Source organism: Thermodesulfatator indicus DSM 15286, assembly GCF_000217795.1.
Classification (GTDB): domain Bacteria; phylum Desulfobacterota; class Thermodesulfobacteria; order Thermodesulfobacteriales; family Thermodesulfatatoraceae; genus Thermodesulfatator; species Thermodesulfatator indicus.
Genome location: NC_015681.1, coordinates 1,760,511 through 1,777,927, shown reverse-complemented (window position 1 = coordinate 1,777,927; position 17,417 = coordinate 1,760,511). Strand labels below are relative to the sequence as shown.

At 42.5% G+C, this 17,417-nt stretch carries 16 protein-coding genes and 2 tRNA genes; 9 read left to right on the top strand and 9 right to left on the bottom strand.

What is annotated here, in order from left to right:
- Positions 1 to 240: 240 nt before the first annotated feature.
- The 3 genes from THEIN_RS08735 (at position 241) to THEIN_RS08725 (ending at position 4,534) form a co-directional block, all read left to right on the top strand.
- The gene (locus THEIN_RS08735; protein ID WP_013908312.1) at positions 241 to 756 is read left to right on the top strand and encodes a paREP15 coiled-coil protein; all 516 of its coding nucleotides are present in this window, start codon (positions 241 to 243) and stop codon (positions 754 to 756) included.
- Positions 757 to 774: 18 nt separating this feature from the next.
- Positions 775 to 3,096, top strand: coding sequence for an excinuclease ABC subunit UvrA (locus THEIN_RS08730; RefSeq protein ID WP_013908311.1), 2,322 nt, complete (start codon positions 775 to 777; stop codon positions 3,094 to 3,096).
- Positions 3,097 to 3,574: 478 nt separating this feature from the next.
- Complete coding sequence (locus THEIN_RS08725; protein ID WP_013908310.1) at positions 3,575 to 4,534, top strand: hypothetical protein; 960 nt, start codon at positions 3,575 to 3,577, stop codon at positions 4,532 to 4,534.
- Positions 4,535 to 4,574: 40 nt separating this feature from the next.
- On the opposite strand, the gene THEIN_RS08720 is transcribed toward THEIN_RS08725, so the two are convergent.
- The 7 genes from THEIN_RS08720 to THEIN_RS08695 form a co-directional block, all read right to left on the bottom strand.
- Complete coding sequence (locus THEIN_RS08720) at positions 4,575 to 7,679, bottom strand: efflux RND transporter permease subunit (RefSeq protein ID WP_013908309.1); 3,105 nt, start codon at positions 7,677 to 7,679, stop codon at positions 4,575 to 4,577.
- Positions 7,676 to 8,833, bottom strand: a complete 1,158-nt coding sequence (locus THEIN_RS08715) for an efflux RND transporter periplasmic adaptor subunit (RefSeq protein WP_013908308.1) — start codon at positions 8,831 to 8,833, stop codon at positions 7,676 to 7,678. Before THEIN_RS08715 ends, THEIN_RS08720 begins: the two co-directional genes overlap by 4 nt.
- A gap of 2 nt (positions 8,834 to 8,835) precedes the next feature.
- Positions 8,836 to 10,212: an efflux transporter outer membrane subunit gene (locus tag THEIN_RS08710; RefSeq protein ID WP_013908307.1), complete on the bottom strand. Its 1,377-nt coding sequence runs from the start codon at positions 10,210 to 10,212 to the stop codon at positions 8,836 to 8,838.
- 131 nt (positions 10,213 to 10,343) lie between these two features.
- Positions 10,344 to 10,733: a cytochrome c3 family protein gene (locus THEIN_RS08705; RefSeq protein WP_013908306.1), complete on the bottom strand. Its 390-nt coding sequence runs from the start codon at positions 10,731 to 10,733 to the stop codon at positions 10,344 to 10,346.
- On the bottom strand, positions 10,684 to 10,812 hold the full coding sequence (locus tag THEIN_RS12480) for a hypothetical protein (protein ID WP_013908305.1): 129 nt from the start codon (positions 10,810 to 10,812) through the stop codon (positions 10,684 to 10,686). The genes THEIN_RS08705 and THEIN_RS12480 overlap by 50 nt, the downstream gene beginning before the upstream one ends.
- Before the next feature lie 284 nt (positions 10,813 to 11,096).
- Positions 11,097 to 11,189: transfer RNA gene (locus THEIN_RS08700), tRNA-Ser, on the bottom strand.
- Positions 11,190 to 11,272: 83 nt separating this feature from the next.
- Positions 11,273 to 11,363, bottom strand: a tRNA-Ser gene (locus tag THEIN_RS08695).
- Between the two features lie 60 nt (positions 11,364 to 11,423).
- Here THEIN_RS08695 and THEIN_RS08690 point away from each other — a divergent pair.
- From THEIN_RS08690 to THEIN_RS08670, 5 genes are read left to right on the top strand one after another with little or no spacing between them, the layout of a single operon-like run.
- Positions 11,424 to 11,867, top strand: a complete 444-nt coding sequence (locus THEIN_RS08690) for a tetratricopeptide repeat protein (RefSeq protein ID WP_013908304.1) — start codon at positions 11,424 to 11,426, stop codon at positions 11,865 to 11,867.
- Positions 11,868 to 11,869: 2 nt separating this feature from the next.
- Positions 11,870 to 12,235 (top strand): DUF5658 family protein, encoded by a 366-nt coding sequence (locus tag THEIN_RS08685; protein ID WP_013908303.1) that lies wholly within the window; start codon positions 11,870 to 11,872, stop codon positions 12,233 to 12,235.
- A gap of 36 nt (positions 12,236 to 12,271) precedes the next feature.
- Entirely contained in the window at positions 12,272 to 12,658 is a 387-nt protein-coding gene (locus THEIN_RS08680) for a molybdenum cofactor biosynthesis protein MoaE (protein WP_013908302.1), read from the top strand.
- Between the two features lies 1 nt (position 12,659).
- Entirely contained in the window at positions 12,660 to 14,321 is a 1,662-nt protein-coding gene (locus THEIN_RS08675) for an Rne/Rng family ribonuclease (RefSeq protein WP_013908301.1), read from the top strand.
- The gene (locus THEIN_RS08670) at positions 14,290 to 14,544 is read left to right on the top strand and encodes an EscU/YscU/HrcU family type III secretion system export apparatus switch protein (RefSeq protein ID WP_013908300.1); all 255 of its coding nucleotides are present in this window, start codon (positions 14,290 to 14,292) and stop codon (positions 14,542 to 14,544) included. The genes THEIN_RS08675 and THEIN_RS08670 overlap by 32 nt, the downstream gene beginning before the upstream one ends.
- Here the strand turns inward: THEIN_RS08670 and THEIN_RS08665 are convergent.
- Positions 14,528 to 15,385 (bottom strand): HDOD domain-containing protein, encoded by an 858-nt coding sequence (locus tag THEIN_RS08665; RefSeq protein ID WP_013908299.1) that lies wholly within the window; start codon positions 15,383 to 15,385, stop codon positions 14,528 to 14,530. The two genes, THEIN_RS08670 and THEIN_RS08665, sit on opposite strands and share 17 nt — an antisense overlap.
- Positions 15,379 to 15,855 carry a chemotaxis protein CheD gene (locus THEIN_RS08660; protein ID WP_013908298.1) on the bottom strand — a complete coding sequence of 159 codons (477 nt, stop codon included), beginning with the start codon at positions 15,853 to 15,855 and terminating at the stop codon, positions 15,379 to 15,381. Before THEIN_RS08660 ends, THEIN_RS08665 begins: the two co-directional genes overlap by 7 nt.
- Positions 15,856 to 16,047: 192 nt before the next feature.
- Between THEIN_RS08660 and THEIN_RS08655 the strand changes: the two genes are divergently transcribed.
- Positions 16,048 to 17,415, top strand: coding sequence for a DEAD/DEAH box helicase (locus THEIN_RS08655; RefSeq protein ID WP_013908297.1), 1,368 nt, complete (start codon positions 16,048 to 16,050; stop codon positions 17,413 to 17,415).
- Positions 17,416 to 17,417: the final 2 nt, after the last annotated feature.

Sequence of the window (17,417 nt, the reverse complement as noted above, 5' to 3'; positions counted from 1 at the left end):
TTGGCTTTTTGGAACGATAATTAAGTAAAGAGACTTTGCAAAATCCAAAAAACAAAGAGTAGATCGCCATGGCGCCACCGGCGCCTGGCGAGAGGGATACCATCGCTAGCGCTCGGGACAGGGATTGCTTCGGCTGCCGAGGCAGCCTCGCATGACTTTCGCCCGTTGTCACTGCGAGCCCGTATGGGCGAAGCAGTCTCTAAGTAAACATATTAATCAAAAATACTTCTGGAGAAAATTATGGACATCAAAGAGGCTGTAAGAAGTGTTTTCAAAGAGTTTATGCTTCCTGAACTTGAGGGCATTAAACAGGAGCAAAGGGAAATAAGAACCGCCATTGAGCTGATCAGCAGACGCCTTGATGATGTAAATATCCACCTGGCCGACCAGAGCCGCCGTATTGACGAAGTACGCTCTGAACTTTCCGCCAGAATTGACGAGACCAACAAGCGTATTGATGAGACCAACAAGCGTATTGACGAAGTGCGGTCTGAGCTTACCACAAAAATTGACGAAGTTCGTACCGAGCTTACTGGAAGAATTGACGAAGTGCGATGTGAGCTTAGTGGTAAAATTGACGAAGTGAAGTCGGATCTTACTTCCCGTATAGACAGCACCAACCACCGCATTGACCAGCTTACTTTCCAAGTTGGCAAAGTGGCCCAGGAATTAGAACGCCTGAAGCGTGAAGAAAAGGTCATGGCTGACGTGTTAGACCGCCTGCGCTACTTGGAAAAACGCGTGATAGGCGAATAAATAGAGCAACAAAATTCCGTGATACGCATTACCGGCGCTAAAATTCACAACTTAAAAAGTGTCTCTCTTGAGCTTCCCAAAGGAGTCCTAATCTGTATCACCGGGCCTTCTGGTTCGGGTAAATCAAGCTTAGCTTTTGATACCATCTGTCAGGAGGCGAGAAGACGCTATCTGGCTGTCCTCAACTTAGGCCAAACAGAAAGAAGGGCCACAGAAAATCCTTATCTTGAAGCGGCGGGAGGTCTTCCACCAAGTGTGGGGCTTGAACAAAAAGTCCCTCAGGCCTCACCCCGTTCAACTGTTGGCACTTTAACCGGCATACTTGATTATCTTCGTGTCCTTTTTACCGAACTCGGAAGCATTGAGTGTAAAAGCTGTAAAAATCCTGTTATCTCCCAAACACTTACCGAAATACTTGACGAAATCCAAAATACTCTGCCCCTTAAAACCAAGTTTTATGTCCTGGCCCCTTTATGGCAAATTAACCCAGAGGGTTTGCGTTTTTTGCAGGCTGAAGGCTTTCAGCGACTCTTAATAGACGGGAAAGTAATTGACCTCACTGAAGAAAATCCCCCTCAAAAATTTTCAAGTTGTGCCATTTTGGTTGACCGCCTGATAATGAAAGAAGGGGTTGAAAGCCGACTGGAAGAGGCCGTGCGACTAGCCCTTTCCCTAACCCGCGGAGTGGTATGGATTAAACCCCTTGATAAGAACCAGTCAGAGCTTCGTTTTACCCGGGGTGAATGTTGTCCACATTGTGGAACTCCATTACCGGAAATAAGAGCTGAATTTTTTTCTTTCAATCATTCCTTGGGAGCTTGTCCTCATTGCCAGGGCACAGGAGAAACGGCTGAAGGCCTTTGCCCCGAGTGTAAAGGGAAACGATTAAAAGCAGAAGCCCTGAAAGTTTTTCTCGGCTCCTTCAATTTTGCTGATCTGGCTCAAAGCCCTCTCAAAGAGTTGATGGAAAAACTTTCTTCTCTTAAGTTTGAAGGCTTAAAAGCCCGCATATTTGAAGGACTTTTTAGTGAAATTAAAACCCGCACAAGTGCCCTCATTGACCTTGGACTTGATGATTTAAATCTTTTTCGTCCTTGTAACAAACTTTCTTTAGGGGAACTACAGCGCTTGCGGCTTGCGGCCTTCTTTGGAGAGAAGCTTTCAGGCTGTCTCTACATATTTGATGAGCCTGGGGTTGGTCTCTCACCTATGGAAAAAGAACGCCTTCTCTTTCTCTTGCAGGGCCTCATTGCCCAGGGCAACACCGTTATCATAGTTGAGCATGACCCCTTTTTTATCACTGCTTCGCAGGTAGTGGTGGAAATGGGGCCAGGGGCCGGGCGGCACGGTGGAAAGATTCTTTTTGTGGGAAGCCCTGAAGAGCTCATTTCCCGAGAAGATACCCCTACCGGGGCCTTTCTTTCCGGCAAAAGGCGACTTTTTCGCCGCCTAAGACAGACTAAAGAGACACTTAAAGTTGGCCGCTTTACCATACCCAAACAAGTCTTGCTTTGTTTAGTGGGCCCTTCGGGGACAGGCAAAACTTCGTTGCTTAAAGAACTGGCTGAATACGAGCAGGCCAAACTCATCACACCCGCCACGCCCAAAGGGCGCGAAAGTATAGTTATAAGCTACATTGAAGGGTTAAAAATTTTACGCGAACTTTTGGCCTCTACTAAAGAAGCCCGGGCACGCGGTTTTAAACCGGCGCACTTTAGCTTTTTTACCAAAGAAGGGCGCTGCCCGGTATGTAAGGGCCTTGGCCGCTATGAGATAAAAATTCCACATCTTTCTTCTTTATGGGCGGTATGTGAAGAATGCCTGGGAACTAAGTTTAGACGAGACGTATTAGAGGTAAAATTTCGTGGGCTAAACATCCATGAATTATTAAATCTCACCGTAGAAGAAGCCCTTTCTCTTTTGGCGAGAGTCCCTAAACTTTGCGAGAAACTCACCCTTTTAGCGGAAGTTGGCCTGGGTTATTTGACTCTCGGTCAAGAAATAAACTCTCTTTCTGGCGGAGAACGTCAGCGCCTGAGGCTCTCCCGGCTACTTCTCAAAGGAGAAAAAGCCCAGATATTGTTATTCGATGTACCAAGCATCGGCCTACATTTTGAAGATATAAACAAGCTGCTGGCCCTCTTTGAGCGGCTGCTTGACCAGGGCTATACCCTGGTGGTAGCGGATAACCACCCGGCTTTTGCCCTTCTCGCTGACGAGATCTGGGAAATAAAACAAGGAGAAATAGCCTTTTCAGGAACACCTGAGACCTGGCTCAAACAAAAAGGCCCATTTGCCAGGCTGTTTGAAAAATATTTGCCTTTGATTGAGAGAATCTAACCTTTAAAGACCTTTTTAAGAGACTGCTTCGCCCATACGAGCTCGCCGTAACTAAATGGCTAAGGGCTGATGGTAGATGGCTGGTGGTAAATAATTTTCACTTCTCACTTATACTTACGAGGGGCCCCGCAGGGCCGACGAAGTGGCCCAACCGGGTCATTACGAGGAGGCCCAAAGGACCGACGAAGTAATCTAAGAGACTGCTTCGCTTCGCTCGCAGTGACAGATAGAGGGTCATTACGAGCCACAAAGTGGCGAAGCAATCACTGTCCCGAGCGCTAGCGAAGGGATCTCTGTCACCAGGCGACAGCAGCCGAAGCAACTCTCTCGAGGCGAAAGTCTAACTGTAGCGATCAATCTATATTTTCTGAATTTTGTAAGTTAAAGGTCTAAATATAAACCCTCCTCATTTTTTATTTCAGTTCAATTCATTTGTTTCCGATTATTTATTCAAAAATAAGCCAAGGAGGGTAAAAAGATGAACGGACTCATCAACTCTACCCCAACTCCAGTCAGGGAAAACTTTTCTTTTGGAGAACCTATCAAAAATCAAACTCAGGTAAAGAATCAGGTAGAAGCTCAGGTTCAGGTAAAAAATCAGGTGCGGCCTCAGGAACAAATTCAGGAGCAGGTAAGAAGTCAAATCAAATCTCAGGTAGGTATTGAGTATCCCGAAAAAGTAAACTTTTACAACGCCGAGGGCAAACTACCGCAAGAAGACGTACCTGTCTTATCTCTTGGGCGCTTAAAAGGCCTTGTTCATCAAGTCTGGAAAGATCTGGCTAATGGAGATGTTCACGCTGTTTTAAAAAAATTTAACAGTTTCCTTGAAGGATTATGGAAGCCAGGAGGCCTAAAAATTACCTCAGCGGACGAATTTAGCCTTAACTTTGAGCTTGATTACCAGGGAGTAACTCGCTTCCGCGGACAGGTAGTCCAAGTTGATTTTCATCTAGAATTAAATATAGAACAAGTACCCTCTGAAACCTTAAGTGCAGATGACAATAGCTCCTTAGAGCCTACAGAAACTACACCTGTTTCAGAAATTGAAGCACCGGCTGAAGAGGCTACAGACAATAAAATAGATAGTGATGAACTTAGCGCCACCCAAACTACCCAAGCCCCGGAAGAAACAATAAGTCCAAAAAATAGCACTCAAACAGAAAAGCAGGGCTCACAACTTCGTCTTTTGAGCCCTCAGGTAGTGGATACGGGACGATTTCAAATAGTACGGCAAAATTCGTTTGGTCTGGAAATTTTTGACAAAACCAAACAATTCAGATTTCGAGTACAAAGTGAATATTCTTTTGAAGTAAAGAATCAATTCCATCGTGTAACAATTCATTTGCTTGACAATACTTTAATTAATTGGGAAGGGCCTGAAAATATACAGATTCAGAAAGGTAACCAGGCCGTAAAGCTATTCGCTGAAAACTAATAAAAAGGGAGGCCAATAAGTAAGGCCTCCCCAAACCCAATCAACTCTTAAAGACCTTTTTTATATCCTCAAGTACCAGATAGGCACAAGGAATAATAATAAGGGTGATAAAAGTGGCAAAAAGGACGCCAAAACCAAGGCTTATAGCCATAGGAATAAGCACCCTTGCCTGAAGGCTTTTTTCAAGTATCATCGGTGTAAGCCCGGCAAACGTGGTAATAGTGGTCAGTAAAATTGGCCTAAAGCGACGGCAAGCTCCTTCAACCACCGCTTCCATCATATTTTTAGCCTTATCTCTCAGCCGGTTTATGATGTCTGTAAGAATGAGCGAGTCATTTACCACCACGCCAGAAAGCCCCACAATACCAAAGAAACTTAATATATTCAGGTGATACCCCATGAGTTTGTGACCAAGAAAAGCACCAATAATACCAAAGGGCACGGCAAACATAATAATCAAGGGTTGAGTATAAGAACGTAAAGGAATGGCCAGCAGGCTATAAATTATTAGCTGGGCAAAAAGAAAAGCCCTCATCACATCTTTCATAGACTCCTGTTGACGTCGCCCTTCACCTTCAAAGGAATAAGTCAAGTCCGGATATTGCTCTTTCAGTTTTGGAAGAAATTGGGTGGCCAGATATCTTCTTATCTCTGAGGCACTGGCTATTTTTTCGTCAACTTCAGCCAGAACATGAATTACCCTTCGACCATCAAGTCTATCCAAAGAAACATAACTATGGCCCCATTTCAAATTCACTACCTCTAGCAGAGGGATCTCTCGCCCATCAGGGAGATGGAGTCTCATATTCTCTAAAGAAGCTATAGTTGTACGTTCCTCGGCTGGATAGCGTACCAAGACCTGAACTTCATCTTCTCCCCGCTGGACTCTTAGAGCTTCTGCTCCATAAAAAGCATGTCTCACTTGCCTGGCTACGCTTTCAAGGGTTATTCCTAAAGTTTCTGCCCCGGGTTTGAGAACAAGCTTTATTTCTTCTTTTCCTGGTAAAAAGCTATCTTCAACGTCATGCACCCCTGGTATCTTCTTTAATTCATTTTTAATTTCGGTGATTACCCTAAGTAAATCCTTTTCATCTTTTAAAGATACAGCCAAGTCTACGGCCTTACCTAAACCAAACAACTCACTTTGAAATAAGAGACCCTCAACTCCCGGCACCTCACCGACTTTTTTACGCCACTCTCGTATCAATTGAGCACTGCTAATTCCTGGCCTTTCTTCTTCTGGAACAAGCTGGAGGGTAACCTGAGCAAGATTAGAACCTATATCAGGTTTACCGGCCTTAGGACCGTGGCGGACCTGGTGCACACCTATCATTATCATGGAGTATTTGAGCAGATGCTTACCATATTTTTTCTCGTATTCTTTTACAACCTCAAGGCCCTTCTTTTCTATTTCTTTGGCTATAGCAAGGCTTACGTTGGCCGGAGTTCCAGCGGGCATGGTGATATAACAATTCATGTCATCCCCTTCCACTTTCGGGAAAAACGTAAATTTTATACGTCCTCCAAGCCATAAAGAAAAAACTACTATCAGTAGAGCCATAGCCGCGGCTAAAGTGAGATAACGCCAGCGCAAACAAAAAACGAGAGCTCTTTTATATGGTCCATATATAAAACGTTGTAAAGCACGAGCTACAAAGTTAATCCCTTCAGGGGAAATATTTCCTTTGGTAGCCGCTAGATGAGCTGGTAAAACAAAAAGGGACTCAACAAGAGAACCAAAAAGCACCGCTATTACCACTACTGGAATAACAAAGATAAACTTTCCCATAACACCTGAGGCAAACAGCAGGGGGGCAAAAGCAGCCATAGTAGTCAAAACCGAAAAAATAACTGGCCCGCTTACTTCAATGGTTCCTTTGATAGCGGCTTCAAGAGGAGGTAGCCCTTTTTGGCGTAAATGAAAGACGTTTTCTCCCACAACGATGGCATCGTCCACCACAATGCCAAGCACCAGAATAAAGGCAAATAAAGAAACCATATTAATAGAGACACCAAAGTGAGGAATAAGCCCTAGAGCAGTAGCAAAGGCAATAGGAATACCCAACATTATCCAGAAAGCCAGCTTAGGGTGAAGAAAGAGCCCTAAAACTACGAATACCAATATCATGCCCATGCTGAGATTCTTGACTAAAAGAAAAAGCCGGGCTTTTAATATCTGCGAAGAGTCTTCAAAGAGTTTAACGTGAATGCCATCAGGAAGCCTATCTTTAAGAGACTGGAAGTACTTGTTTACAGCTTTAGAAATAGTAAGAACATTTTGATTCCCCAAGCGAAATACTTGAACTACTACGGCGCGCTTGTCCTGAAAATAGGCCGAAATTTCATTTAGATCCCTAAAAGAATCCTTTATTTGGGCTATTTGACCAAGTGTTATTTCCGCTCCTTCTGGCCCGGTTACTATAGGAATATTTAAGAATTCTTCTCCGTAATAGCGCTTCCCTTCCGCTCTTAAAAGTATTTCTCGGCTTTTTTCGATAATACGCCCGGCGGGTAAATCTATGCTTTCCTGATTTATCTTCTGAGCTATTTCTGAGAGACTAAGGTTGTATTTACGTAAGTTTTTCTCGGGAACTTCTATGTGAATTTCTTCTGGCCGAACGGCAAAGTAAGATACTTCTGTTACTTCAGGCAAAGTAAGCAACTCTGTTTTAATCTGTTCCGCCCACTTTTTAAGTATCTTTTCCGAAACGTCTCCATAAACCGCTATACTTATTACCGGGAAAAGCCTTGAAACTCGCCTGACAATAGGCCTTTCTGCTTCTTTTGGTAAGGTGGTAAGGCCATCAATCTCCACTTTTATGTCATCATAGAGTTTATTTATGTCCCACCCTCGAGTGGCCTCAACGGTAATTTGCCCCCGACCTTCGGTGGCCTTAGAATAAACTCTTTCTATTCCGGAAAGCCCCATTATGCGCTCTTCTATAGGCCGAATAATGGCCCTTTCTATTTCTTCAGGGGAGGCTCCTCGGTATTCCACACTTATTTGAACAGCGTTGAGGGTAATATCTGGAAATATTTCTACCTTGATATTGAAAATGCTATAAAGCCCAGCCGCCAGCAGAAACACCATTAGTAAATTGGCGGCAACGTGATTTTCAGCAAACCAAGAAATTATATTTTTCATGGCTTTATGTGCACCTTCATTCCAGGGACTGGCTTTGAAAGTCTGGTAAGGATTAACTGATCACCCGGTTTAAGCCCTTCTCGTACTATAGCCCTGTCACGTTGGTCAAAAAGGACAACTTTTATATCTTTTTGAATTAAACGGCCGTTTTTTACGGTATAAACCAGCCATTTGCCTTCCTGAAAATAAAGAGCATTTCTAGGCAATATAAAGACGTTTTTTAAAGTACGACCAGTTAGTTCTACTTTTACAAAAAGTCCAGGGACTAGGGCCACTTTAGCCTTTAAAGGATTCTTTACCCTTACATAGATATCTATCAGGCGGGTCTTTTCATTGGCCTTGGCCGCAGACCTTACCACCCTGCCAGACCAGGTGGCATTTAAGGTTTCTAAGGAAACTTTGGCCTTTGAGCCCTTCTTTGCATTGAACCCTGGAACCTGTATCCATTTTATCTCTTCTAACGAAAGGGGCACGGCTATTTCTACGGCCCTTACTTCATAAGCTTTAGCAACAAGGCTGCCTTTCCCAAGGTATTGGCCAAGCTCTATTTTGCTCTCTGTTACCAGGCCATCAAAAGGAGCCCTGATAACGGTACGTTCAAGATCTAAGCGAGCCTTTTCATATTTGGCTTGAGCCGCCTTTATCCTCGCTTTAGCTGCAGCTATTTGCGGTTGTTTAACCACTAAAGGCGGGGGAGGTGTCTTTTCCTTAAGGACGTCTTCCCATTCCTGCCTGGCCGCTTCGGCCTGAGCTTTAATCTCTTCATAGGCCCTTTTCGCTTCTTCTAGTTCAGCTTTGGCCATGGCCAAGGCCGCCTTATAATCACTGGAATCAAGACGGACTAAAACTTCTCCCTTTTTGAATCGCCCTCCTGGGAGCAAATTAGGAGAAATATATATTACACGGCCACTTGTTTCAGAAACAATGCTTCCTGTTCTCAGTGCTTTAACCGTACCGAAACTTTCAATAGTTACGAGAAAATTTTGAGGTTTAATAGTTTCTACTTGGACCACAGGGATATGAGGCTTTACTTTTCGTCGCGGGACCTTGGGCTTGGTAGATATAAAGTGATGAGCAATGCCTAAACCTATGGCTAATACGAATAATACCAGAACTATCTGAATAACGGTTTTACGTCTGATAGCGGTAAGCAATGTTAAAAACCACCTCCTAAGGCCCTGAAAAGAGAAATTCTTGCCAATAACAGGTTTTTCTTTGTTGAAAGTGTCTTTCTCTTTCTCTCAAGACACAAGTGTTTAATTTTTAAATAATCTAAAATAGAAATTGTTCCAAGCTTTGCTTGTAAAGACTTTAACTTTTCTTCATTACAGGCGGCTTTTTCCTGTCTTTCAGATAGTTCAAGACGTTTACGCCAGTTATTTTCTAGCATGAGGGCGTTTTCTACTTCAAAGAAGGCTTGAAGAACTGTTTGCGCATAAACAGCTTGAGCCTCTTTAAAACGGGCTTGAGCTTCTTTTACCCTGGCCTTACGTGCTCCGGCGTCAAAAATAGGTTGGGTAAGAGATAAAGCCAACTCCCAAAACCTATTTTCGTTGTTAAGTAAAGAGACAAGGGCATTAGAAACTCGGCCTTCCTGGGCCGTAAGGGTTATTTTAGGAAATAGAGCTGCCTTTTCACTGGCTACCTGTTCACTTGCCGAAAGGAGACGCGCTCTTGCCGCCAGAACATCGGGCCTGCGCTCTAAAAGCTCTGAGGGCAAACCTGCCGGTGGAGGAGGGATTTCCAGGCGACAAACATTAGCGGAAATAGGCCAGGGTTTGGGATACTTTCCAAGAAGAAGAGATATTTTTTGTCTGGCAGTTATAATTTCTCCTTCAAGCCTCTCTTTCTCTTCTTCAAGACTAGCAAGCAGCCGTTCTTCCTGCTCAAGAATAAAAGGCTCTACTAGCCCTAATCGATAACGTTTACGCAGGGCTCCAAGATAGCGTCGTTGTATTTCCAGCTGTTCTTCTAGGATAGCTTTTTCACATGAAAAATAGGCCCCTGATACGTATTCACTTACTAGTTGGGCTATAAGGCTCTGAACCAGAGCTCTACGGTTTTCTTGGCTAGCCATAAGTTGATAATAAGATGCCTTCTTGGCGTGGCTAAGCCTCTGCCAAACATCTACTTCGTATGAAGCCATAAGGCTTCCGGAAAAACTACCCGTAACAGAAGGCTTAACCGGAAGGGAATAAACAGGCTGTCGCTCACGTTTAGCGGAAAAAGAAAAATCTAACCTCGGAAACCGAGCGGCCCTGGTTTCCTTTAAAAAAGCCTCAGCCGCTTTTATTTTGGCGGCGGCTTCCTGCAAACGAAAATTTGAAGAAAGAAGTTCCTGAACAAGGTTATTTAGTTCTTTGTCTCCTAAGCTTTCCCACCAATGATCGAGGCTTACTTGAGACTGCCTATCACTTGAAGCCAAAAGATATTTTTCAGGAGGTTTAATATTTTGAGTAAGGGCAGGACGATTAGCCGAACATCCCGTAATCAACAGAGAAAGACAGAACAAAAAATATACTATCCTGGCCATGAAGCTCATTATATTGCTTTTTTACTGGAAAAAAAGTTTCAATTTAATGAAAATCAATTTAATGAAGAGGGAGAGGTCATTCCTAATTGGGAGGGAGGGGGGAATATAAGACCTCTCCCCAAAAATTATAGCTAACAACCTTCCAAAACGGCCTTACGTCTCTTAGGCTTTATATGGCACTCTTTACATTTGGTAGGGACATTTTTACCTTCTTTTTTAAGGGTCTTGTGGCAACTCAAACAATTTTTATGAAAGAGCTTTTTATATTGCTTGCGGCTTAGATCGCCATGGCAACTTTTACACTGAAAAGGATTTTTACCTTCAGCCATCATGGCTTTAACTTTCTCTGTTGTTAAAGGAACGGATTGCATTTTGCCGTTTACTTCGACCTTTTTTTCGTGATGACAAGTTCCACAAGAGTAGCCTGCATCCATAAAATGCTTGGCGTGAGGGAATGAGGCCTTACCAATTTTAACTTGATACTCCTTTACCAAAGGTAAAACTATTTTTTTTTGAAACATTATTAGTATCTCTTTCAGCTAAAGCATTTATAGAACCGATTAAAATTAAGACCGCTAATATAAATAAAAGTTTTTTCATTTTAGCCTCCTTAATTGCTGCTTTGATTTTTAAAAGTGCAATATCGATGCCATTTTAGAATTTTTAGTTAAAATTTTTAGCTGAGATACTATAGGGCAAAATATAACCAATCTAGTCAACCTAATTCTGTATAGACAGCTATTCTCTTTGCAGCGCAGGTGGGGCCAGGCGAAAATTAATTGGGAATAACTATAAAATATCCGACAAAAACGTCGGCAGTGAAACTATTTTGTCGGCAAAATGGCAAAATTAAAAACACAGAAAAGAGAGTTGAAGTTGAGGTGTGGCGGAGGGGGTGGGATTCGAACCCACGGTGCCCCTTTTGGGGGCACACTCGCTTAGCAGGCGAGCACCTTCGGCCTCTCGGTCACCCCTCCGAGAGTTATTTATAAACTAACGAAATATTTCCTTTCCTGCAAGCGCTAATAAAGCTTTCCCGTAAAACAAAATATCACTATTTTGGCGGAGGGGGAGGGATTCGAACCCCCGGAGGGCACTAGGCCCTCAGCGGCTTTCAAGGCCGCCCCCTTCGGCCGCTCGGGCACCCCTCCTTGTCTTTACTAAAAATAACTATTAAACAAAATCTGAGAAAAAACAAGAAGGAGGACATCATGACTGCTGAAGAATTTTATGAAGAAGGTGCTTTTTTACTTTTTAAACAACAATTTGAAGAGGCTCTAGAATATTTAAACAAAGCCCTTGAACTGGAACCAAACTTTGTAAAGGCTCTGCACGCCAGGGCAGCCATTTTTTTAAAGTTTGACCGCTTAGACGAAGCGGAAAGAGATTTATTAAAGGCCTTAGAGGAAGAACCGGAAAATCCGAGACTTCATTATCGTTTAGGACAGGTATATTATCGGAAAAAAGAACTAGAAAAGGCCCTAGAAAGTTTTAATACCGCTATCAACCTGGAACCTTTATACGCCGCCGCTTTTATGGCGAGAAGTCAAGTTTACCGTGATATGGGAGAAGAGGAGTTAGCTGATTTGGATCTAGATAAGGCTGTATCTGTCCAAAGGGCTACAGCCCAAGCCAAAAAAATTGTTGATTTTTAAATATGCCCTTTAAAAAAGCGTCAATATTGTGGGAAGAACTCAAGCGCCCGATAGAGCTTTCTTTTATTTTTGCGCTAGCCCTTTGCGCCTACGTGTTTCTTCTCATGCTTTCAAAGATAGACGCTTTTTTAACACTTGAGTGCCTTTATGAAGACAGATGCCTAGAACTAAATCCTCTTATGAACTGGAGTTTCAAAATTTCTCCAGTCTTCTTTTTATTACTTAAAAGTTCTCTAGTAGGTTTTTTTGGTGGAATACTCTTTCTTTTATGTATTCGCCAAAAATCAAAAAAGGCCCTTTTAGGCCTCCTGTTGGTAACTTTGATTTATTTGGGTGTAGTTTTTTATCATATTTTGGCTACAATTTAACTATATAATTTAAAGCTATAAAATAAGGAGGCTAAAATGTTTAAAGTTATTTCATCTGCAGAGGAAATGCCGTCTCTTGATTCTTTAATACAGGAGATTAACGAAAAGGCTCAGGGGAAAATCGGTCTAGTATTTTCCTATACTGGTATTGTACGAGAGTATAGCCGTAATGGTACCAAGGTAAAAGGGGTTAGGATTAAAGTCGATAGAGATAAACTGGCAGAGATTATAGAAGAAGCTCAAAAGCTGCCGGGGATCTTCGAAGTAAGGGCTTTTGTCAGGGAAGGAGAATTAAAGGTAGGAGACTATGTTATGCGTTTAGTGGGAGCTGGAGATTTTCGAGATAATGTAATAAACTCCCTCACTAACGTACTAAACCAGATAAAAGAATCGGTTACATATAAAGAGGAAATACCCGCATAACATGGCCAAACAAAAGGAAAAGACCACTAAAAAAAATAAAATTATCCTGATTAATGCTGACCAGCCAGAAGAAGTCCGGGTAGCACTAGTTGAAAACGGACGCCTGGAGGCCTTTGATATAGAAACTGTCGTTCGCGAACATACTAAAGGCAACATTTACAAAGGCCGGGTGGTAAATATTGAACCTAGCCTTCAGGCTGTGTTCGTAGATATAGGCCTTTCGCGAAATGGATATCTGCCTTTCAAAGAAATTCATCCTGAGTATTATGGTTATGCCGAAGCGGTAGATTCTTCTGGTAAGTCCCGTTTGCCAGAACTTCTTGAAGTAGGGCAGGAGCTTTTAGTACAAATCGTTAAAGAGGAAACTCCCACTAAAGGGGCAAGCCTTACTACCTACCTCAGCTTACCAGGTCGTTACGTAGTTTTGATGCCAGGGAATCCCACCCAGGGAGTTTCCAAAAAGGTAGAAGATGAAAACAAGCGAAAAAGGCTAAAAGATATCCTTCTTGGTCTAAAACTGCAGGAAGGCGTGGGCGTTATAATGCGCACGGCCGCGGCTGATGCCGCCAAAAAAAATATCCTGGCAGACCTAAGATATCTTTTGCGCCTCTGGCAGGAAATCAAGAAACAGGCTGCCCAAAAAAAAGCCCCTGCCCTGCTTTACCGTGATCAAGACGTCATCGTTAGATTTTTACGTGAACACCTGGCCTCTGACGTGAAAGAAATTTTAGTTGACACCCCAGAAGCTTTAGAAAAAATAAAAGGGTTCTTGAGATTAGTGGCTCCGCGTCAGGTACGTCTAGCTAAATTATTTAAAGAAGAAAGACCTATTTTTTCCCTTTTCAATCTAGAAGAACAAATTGAAAATGTTTTCAAACCCGTAGTGCCCTTACCCTCTGGAGGAACACTTTATATTGAACCGACAGAGGCCCTGGTAGCTATAGATGTAAATTCCGGCAAATGCGTGCGCGAAAAAGATCTGGAAGAAACTTCTTTTAAAACTAATCTTGAAGCCGCTGAAGAAATTGCCCGTCAACTTCGTTTAAGAGACCTTGGGGGCTTGGTAGTCATTGATTTCATCACCATGAAGCAAACCAAGCATCGCTACCAGGTAGAAAAATGTCTAAAAGAAGCCCTCAAAAAAGACAAAGCCAAAATAACAGTAACTAAATTCAGTAAGCTAGGGCTAATAGAACTGGCTCGTCAGAAGCTTCAGGCTCCATTGCAATGGGGAAGTTATCGTCCCTGTCCCTGTTGCCGCGGAGCAGGCCAGATAAGAACCGTAGAAGTCTCGGCCACCGCTCTTTTAAGACGAATAAAAAGCAAACTGGCTACCAGGAATATATGCCAACTAAAAGTAAAAGTATCTCCTGAACTTGCTTCTTATCTTTTGAATCAAAAAAGAAAGGACTTAGCGGCTTTAGAAGACTATTACAACGCTACTGTTATCATTGAACCTGACATCTATTTAACTCCCGAAGAAACTATTTTCGAAGAAAAGAAAAAGAATTCCTCAGACATTAAAGCTCAACCAGACAAAATAGCGATAAAAGAAGAAAGTAAAAATTTAAAATGTCATCAGGGCCAAGAAGAGAAAAAGGCCCGTTCTAATAGAAGTCGCCAAAAGAAAAATGGAGAAAAAAGCGGTAGCCCTAAAATATGACTTTAACAAAGACCAGGCACCTAAAGTAGTAGCCAAAGGTGAGGGGTTACTTGCTGAACGAATACTTGCTCTAGCTAAAGAACATGGAATCCCTGTTAAAAAAGATGATAAGCTTATTGAAGCTTTAATGAAGCTAGAAGTACATCAAGAAATCCCGCCAGACCTTTACGAAGCCGTAGCCATAGTGCTAGCCTGGGCCTGGCGCCTTAATGAGCAGAGTTAGCCAAAAGATTATTTTTGATATTTTGAAACCTCTGGTAACCCTCAGCGATAAGAGAAAAAAGTTCGCGGTCTTTAATGCCAGCTACTTTGAGCAATTTCTGAGGTACCCGGTAGGAAAGCCCGTCTGAACCCATCCCTATGCCCAAAAGATTAGTAAGCATATTGGAAAGAGCCACAACAGCCGCAGTCTGATTCTGGACCATCCAGTCCTCATCGTGATGGGCACGTACCGCAAAAATAACTTCTTTTGGGAAACCCCAACGCCTTAAAAGCTCAGCACCTACCACAGCGTGGTCGGTTCCCAAGACCATTATCTCGGCCTCCATAAAGGTAAGGCCTTCGTCTTTAACTAAGTCTTTTATTACTTCAAGCTCACCACCAACGAATAAATCTAATACCAGTTTGCCAATATCGTGTAAAAGAGCTGCGGTGAATATGTAGTCAGGATGCTTGGCCTTGACTTTTTCGGCTATTAATTCGGCAAAAACCCCGCTTCCCAAAGAATGCAACCAGACCTCGTAGGGAGACAAATTATAGCCGTGCAAAGTGCGTTTTAAATATTGCCCGGCACAGGCGGCTACTAAGAAAAAACGAATTTGATTAATACCCAAGAGGGCAAAGGCCTGGGTTAAAGATTCTACTTTGCGCCTCAGGCCTATATAAGCTGAATTTACCAGTTTTAAAAAATTGGCCGTGATAGAAGCATCGTATCTAATAACTTTGGCCAGATCTTCAAAATTAATGTCTTCATCTTCAAGCATTTGAAGGGCCTTTAAAGCTGTATCAGGAAAATTGGGAACGGTATTGAGCTCTTCAAATATATGTTCAAGTATCTTTACCACTTTTCTTCCTCTTCTCCTGAAATTTTATAAATAATTTCGTCATTTTTGGGATCAATCTTTACACGACAGGGGAAAGGAAGCCCACAACGCTCAGCTTTAAGGGATAAATTTCGGTCTTTAAGTAATTTGCGAATCATAGAGGAGTTTACCCCTCCCAAGTCAAAAATAGTTGGCGCTTCAAGAAACCTGGCCCCTCCTGCAGCGAAAAATTCAAGCCTTTCCCGCAAAGCTCCTGCCTCTTCTAAAGCTTCTAAAAATTTATCTATACCTTCGCTGGCAAAAAATTCCGGAGTAGTCCCAGGGACTCTTCTGGGAAGAATCCTCTCTGCCGGTAAAACAAACACCCAAAGGCCATAAACCCTGGCCTCAGGGTCTCTGGCCACAAGGGCCACACAAGATCCCAGAGATTCCGTTTCAATAATCTCACCTTTTGCGTTAGTTATTTGAAATTGCCCTTTTTCTATAATCACCTTTATCCCTCTATTAAGGGTTGCTTATGTTTATATCGGAAGCCCAGAAAAAAACATAAATCTTTTCAAAGAAAAATTTTTATCAACCCTTACATTGCGAAATACTTTTAAACAGACCGATCCCCTAAGACCATTTGGCGTTAGGCAGTCTCGCCATTTTAGATACTCATTAATCTTGAAGAGCGGGAGAAAATGCTTAATATCGCTTTTGAAGTCATCTTTGATAAAGCTTTAAAACAGAGGAGAAACGGTATGGCAGAAGTGGCAGCTGATATTCAAAAAGAAATTCGGCCTCTCACCGTGCCTTTACATGGTCGCCCTTTTCGGGCTTTTCCTCTGCATCCTGATCTTTTAGGCATTCTTGAAGAGAAAGGCTTTACAAAAACCACCATTATCCAAGATCTTTTCTTACCTCAAGCCCTTAGAGGGCATGATGTCATTGTTAAAGCCAGACGTGGAAGTGGTAAAGCCTTAGCTTATATTGTCACCATTTTAGATAGATTTTTGCGCAAGCCACCCCAAAAGAACGAAGCCATTGTCCTGGTGACTAATCCTGAAAGGGCTATTGAGCTTTTGTCTCTTACTAGGGAGCTAGCTAAGCCTTTTTCTTTCAGTCTTACAGCCTTTGCCGCTAAAGAAAAAATCCCAGAGGAACAACTAAAAGCTGTTGAACGCGGGCCAAATTTGATATTCACCACTCCTTACTGGCTTAGCCGTCTTCTCAAATGGAAAATTATTCACCCTCAGAATCTAAAAATTTTGGTTCTTGACGAATTTGACCAAATGGCCCTTGAAAACCGTACTCTTCTAGAATCTGTTCTTTCTAATCTTCCTCTACCTGGTGAACGTCAAGGGCTTGCTTTTATGGAAAATATTCGTTATGAGGCCCTGGAACTCGCCTATAAATTTCTTAAAGAACCTGATGAAATATATATAGAAATTGGACGAGTGGACTTTTCCAATCTTAATCTTTCTCTTTTCCACGTATCTTCTGAAGAAAAATTTATGCTTCTTTTAGGTGTTCTTGATAAACATCATTGGCCTAAGACCATTATTTTTGTGAACAACAAGTTAGAAGCACAAAAACTCTGTGATGAACTCAAAAAACTAGGGGCCAAAGCTGTTTTCCTTAAACCTGACCTGGGGCCAGAATATCGTTTGCGATTTCTTAAACAGTTTGCCGGAAAAGAGGCCGACATCTTGATAGCCACTGATGCTGGTTGCCGGTTTATCCAACAAGATGGGGTCCCTCTTCTAATAAACTTTGATCTTCCTGAAACGGCCGAAGAATTTCGCCAGCGTGCCTTAAAAGTTAAAGAAGGTGGGACTATTATTTCCTTTTGTGATGAAGAAGGGGCCTTTTTTCTGGAATTTATTGAAAAAGAACTGGGTTTTAAAATTCCTGTTTCCTGGCCAGAGCCTGAAGAAGAATGGTTCCTTTCTCCTGTAATCGCCAGAGAAAAGATTGCCAAGAAGTATAAACCTTTGTCCAAAAAGCCGACTTCCCAAAAACTTAAACGGCCACGGCGTCCTTTAAGGCCTAAAAAAACTGGCCGTTAAGA

Excerpts from the sequence above, each read along its gene's own strand:
- THEIN_RS08690 (WP_013908304.1), top strand. The coding sequence starts at position 11,424 with ATGACTGCTGAAGAATTTTATGAAGAAGGTGCTTTTTTACTTTTTAAA.
- THEIN_RS08675 (WP_013908301.1), top strand. The coding sequence starts at position 12,660 with ATGGCCAAACAAAAGGAAAAGACCACTAAAAAAAATAAAATTATCCTG.
- THEIN_RS08725 (WP_013908310.1), top strand. The coding sequence starts at position 3,575 with ATGAACGGACTCATCAACTCTACCCCAACTCCAGTCAGGGAAAACTTT.
- THEIN_RS08655 (WP_013908297.1), top strand. The coding sequence starts at position 16,048 with ATGCTTAATATCGCTTTTGAAGTCATCTTTGATAAAGCTTTAAAACAG.
- THEIN_RS08710 (WP_013908307.1), bottom strand. The coding sequence starts at position 10,212 with ATGGCCAGGATAGTATATTTTTTGTTCTGTCTTTCTCTGTTGATTACG.
- THEIN_RS08680 (WP_013908302.1), top strand. The coding sequence starts at position 12,272 with ATGTTTAAAGTTATTTCATCTGCAGAGGAAATGCCGTCTCTTGATTCT.
- THEIN_RS08705 (WP_013908306.1), bottom strand. The coding sequence starts at position 10,733 with ATGTTTCAAAAAAAAATAGTTTTACCTTTGGTAAAGGAGTATCAAGTT.
- THEIN_RS08735 (WP_013908312.1), top strand. The coding sequence starts at position 241 with ATGGACATCAAAGAGGCTGTAAGAAGTGTTTTCAAAGAGTTTATGCTT.
- THEIN_RS08670 (WP_013908300.1), top strand. The coding sequence starts at position 14,290 with ATGGAGAAAAAAGCGGTAGCCCTAAAATATGACTTTAACAAAGACCAG.
- THEIN_RS12480 (WP_013908305.1), bottom strand. The coding sequence starts at position 10,812 with ATGAAAAAACTTTTATTTATATTAGCGGTCTTAATTTTAATCGGTTCT.
- THEIN_RS08685 (WP_013908303.1), top strand. The coding sequence starts at position 11,870 with ATGCCCTTTAAAAAAGCGTCAATATTGTGGGAAGAACTCAAGCGCCCG.
- THEIN_RS08720 (WP_013908309.1), bottom strand. The coding sequence starts at position 7,679 with ATGAAAAATATAATTTCTTGGTTTGCTGAAAATCACGTTGCCGCCAAT.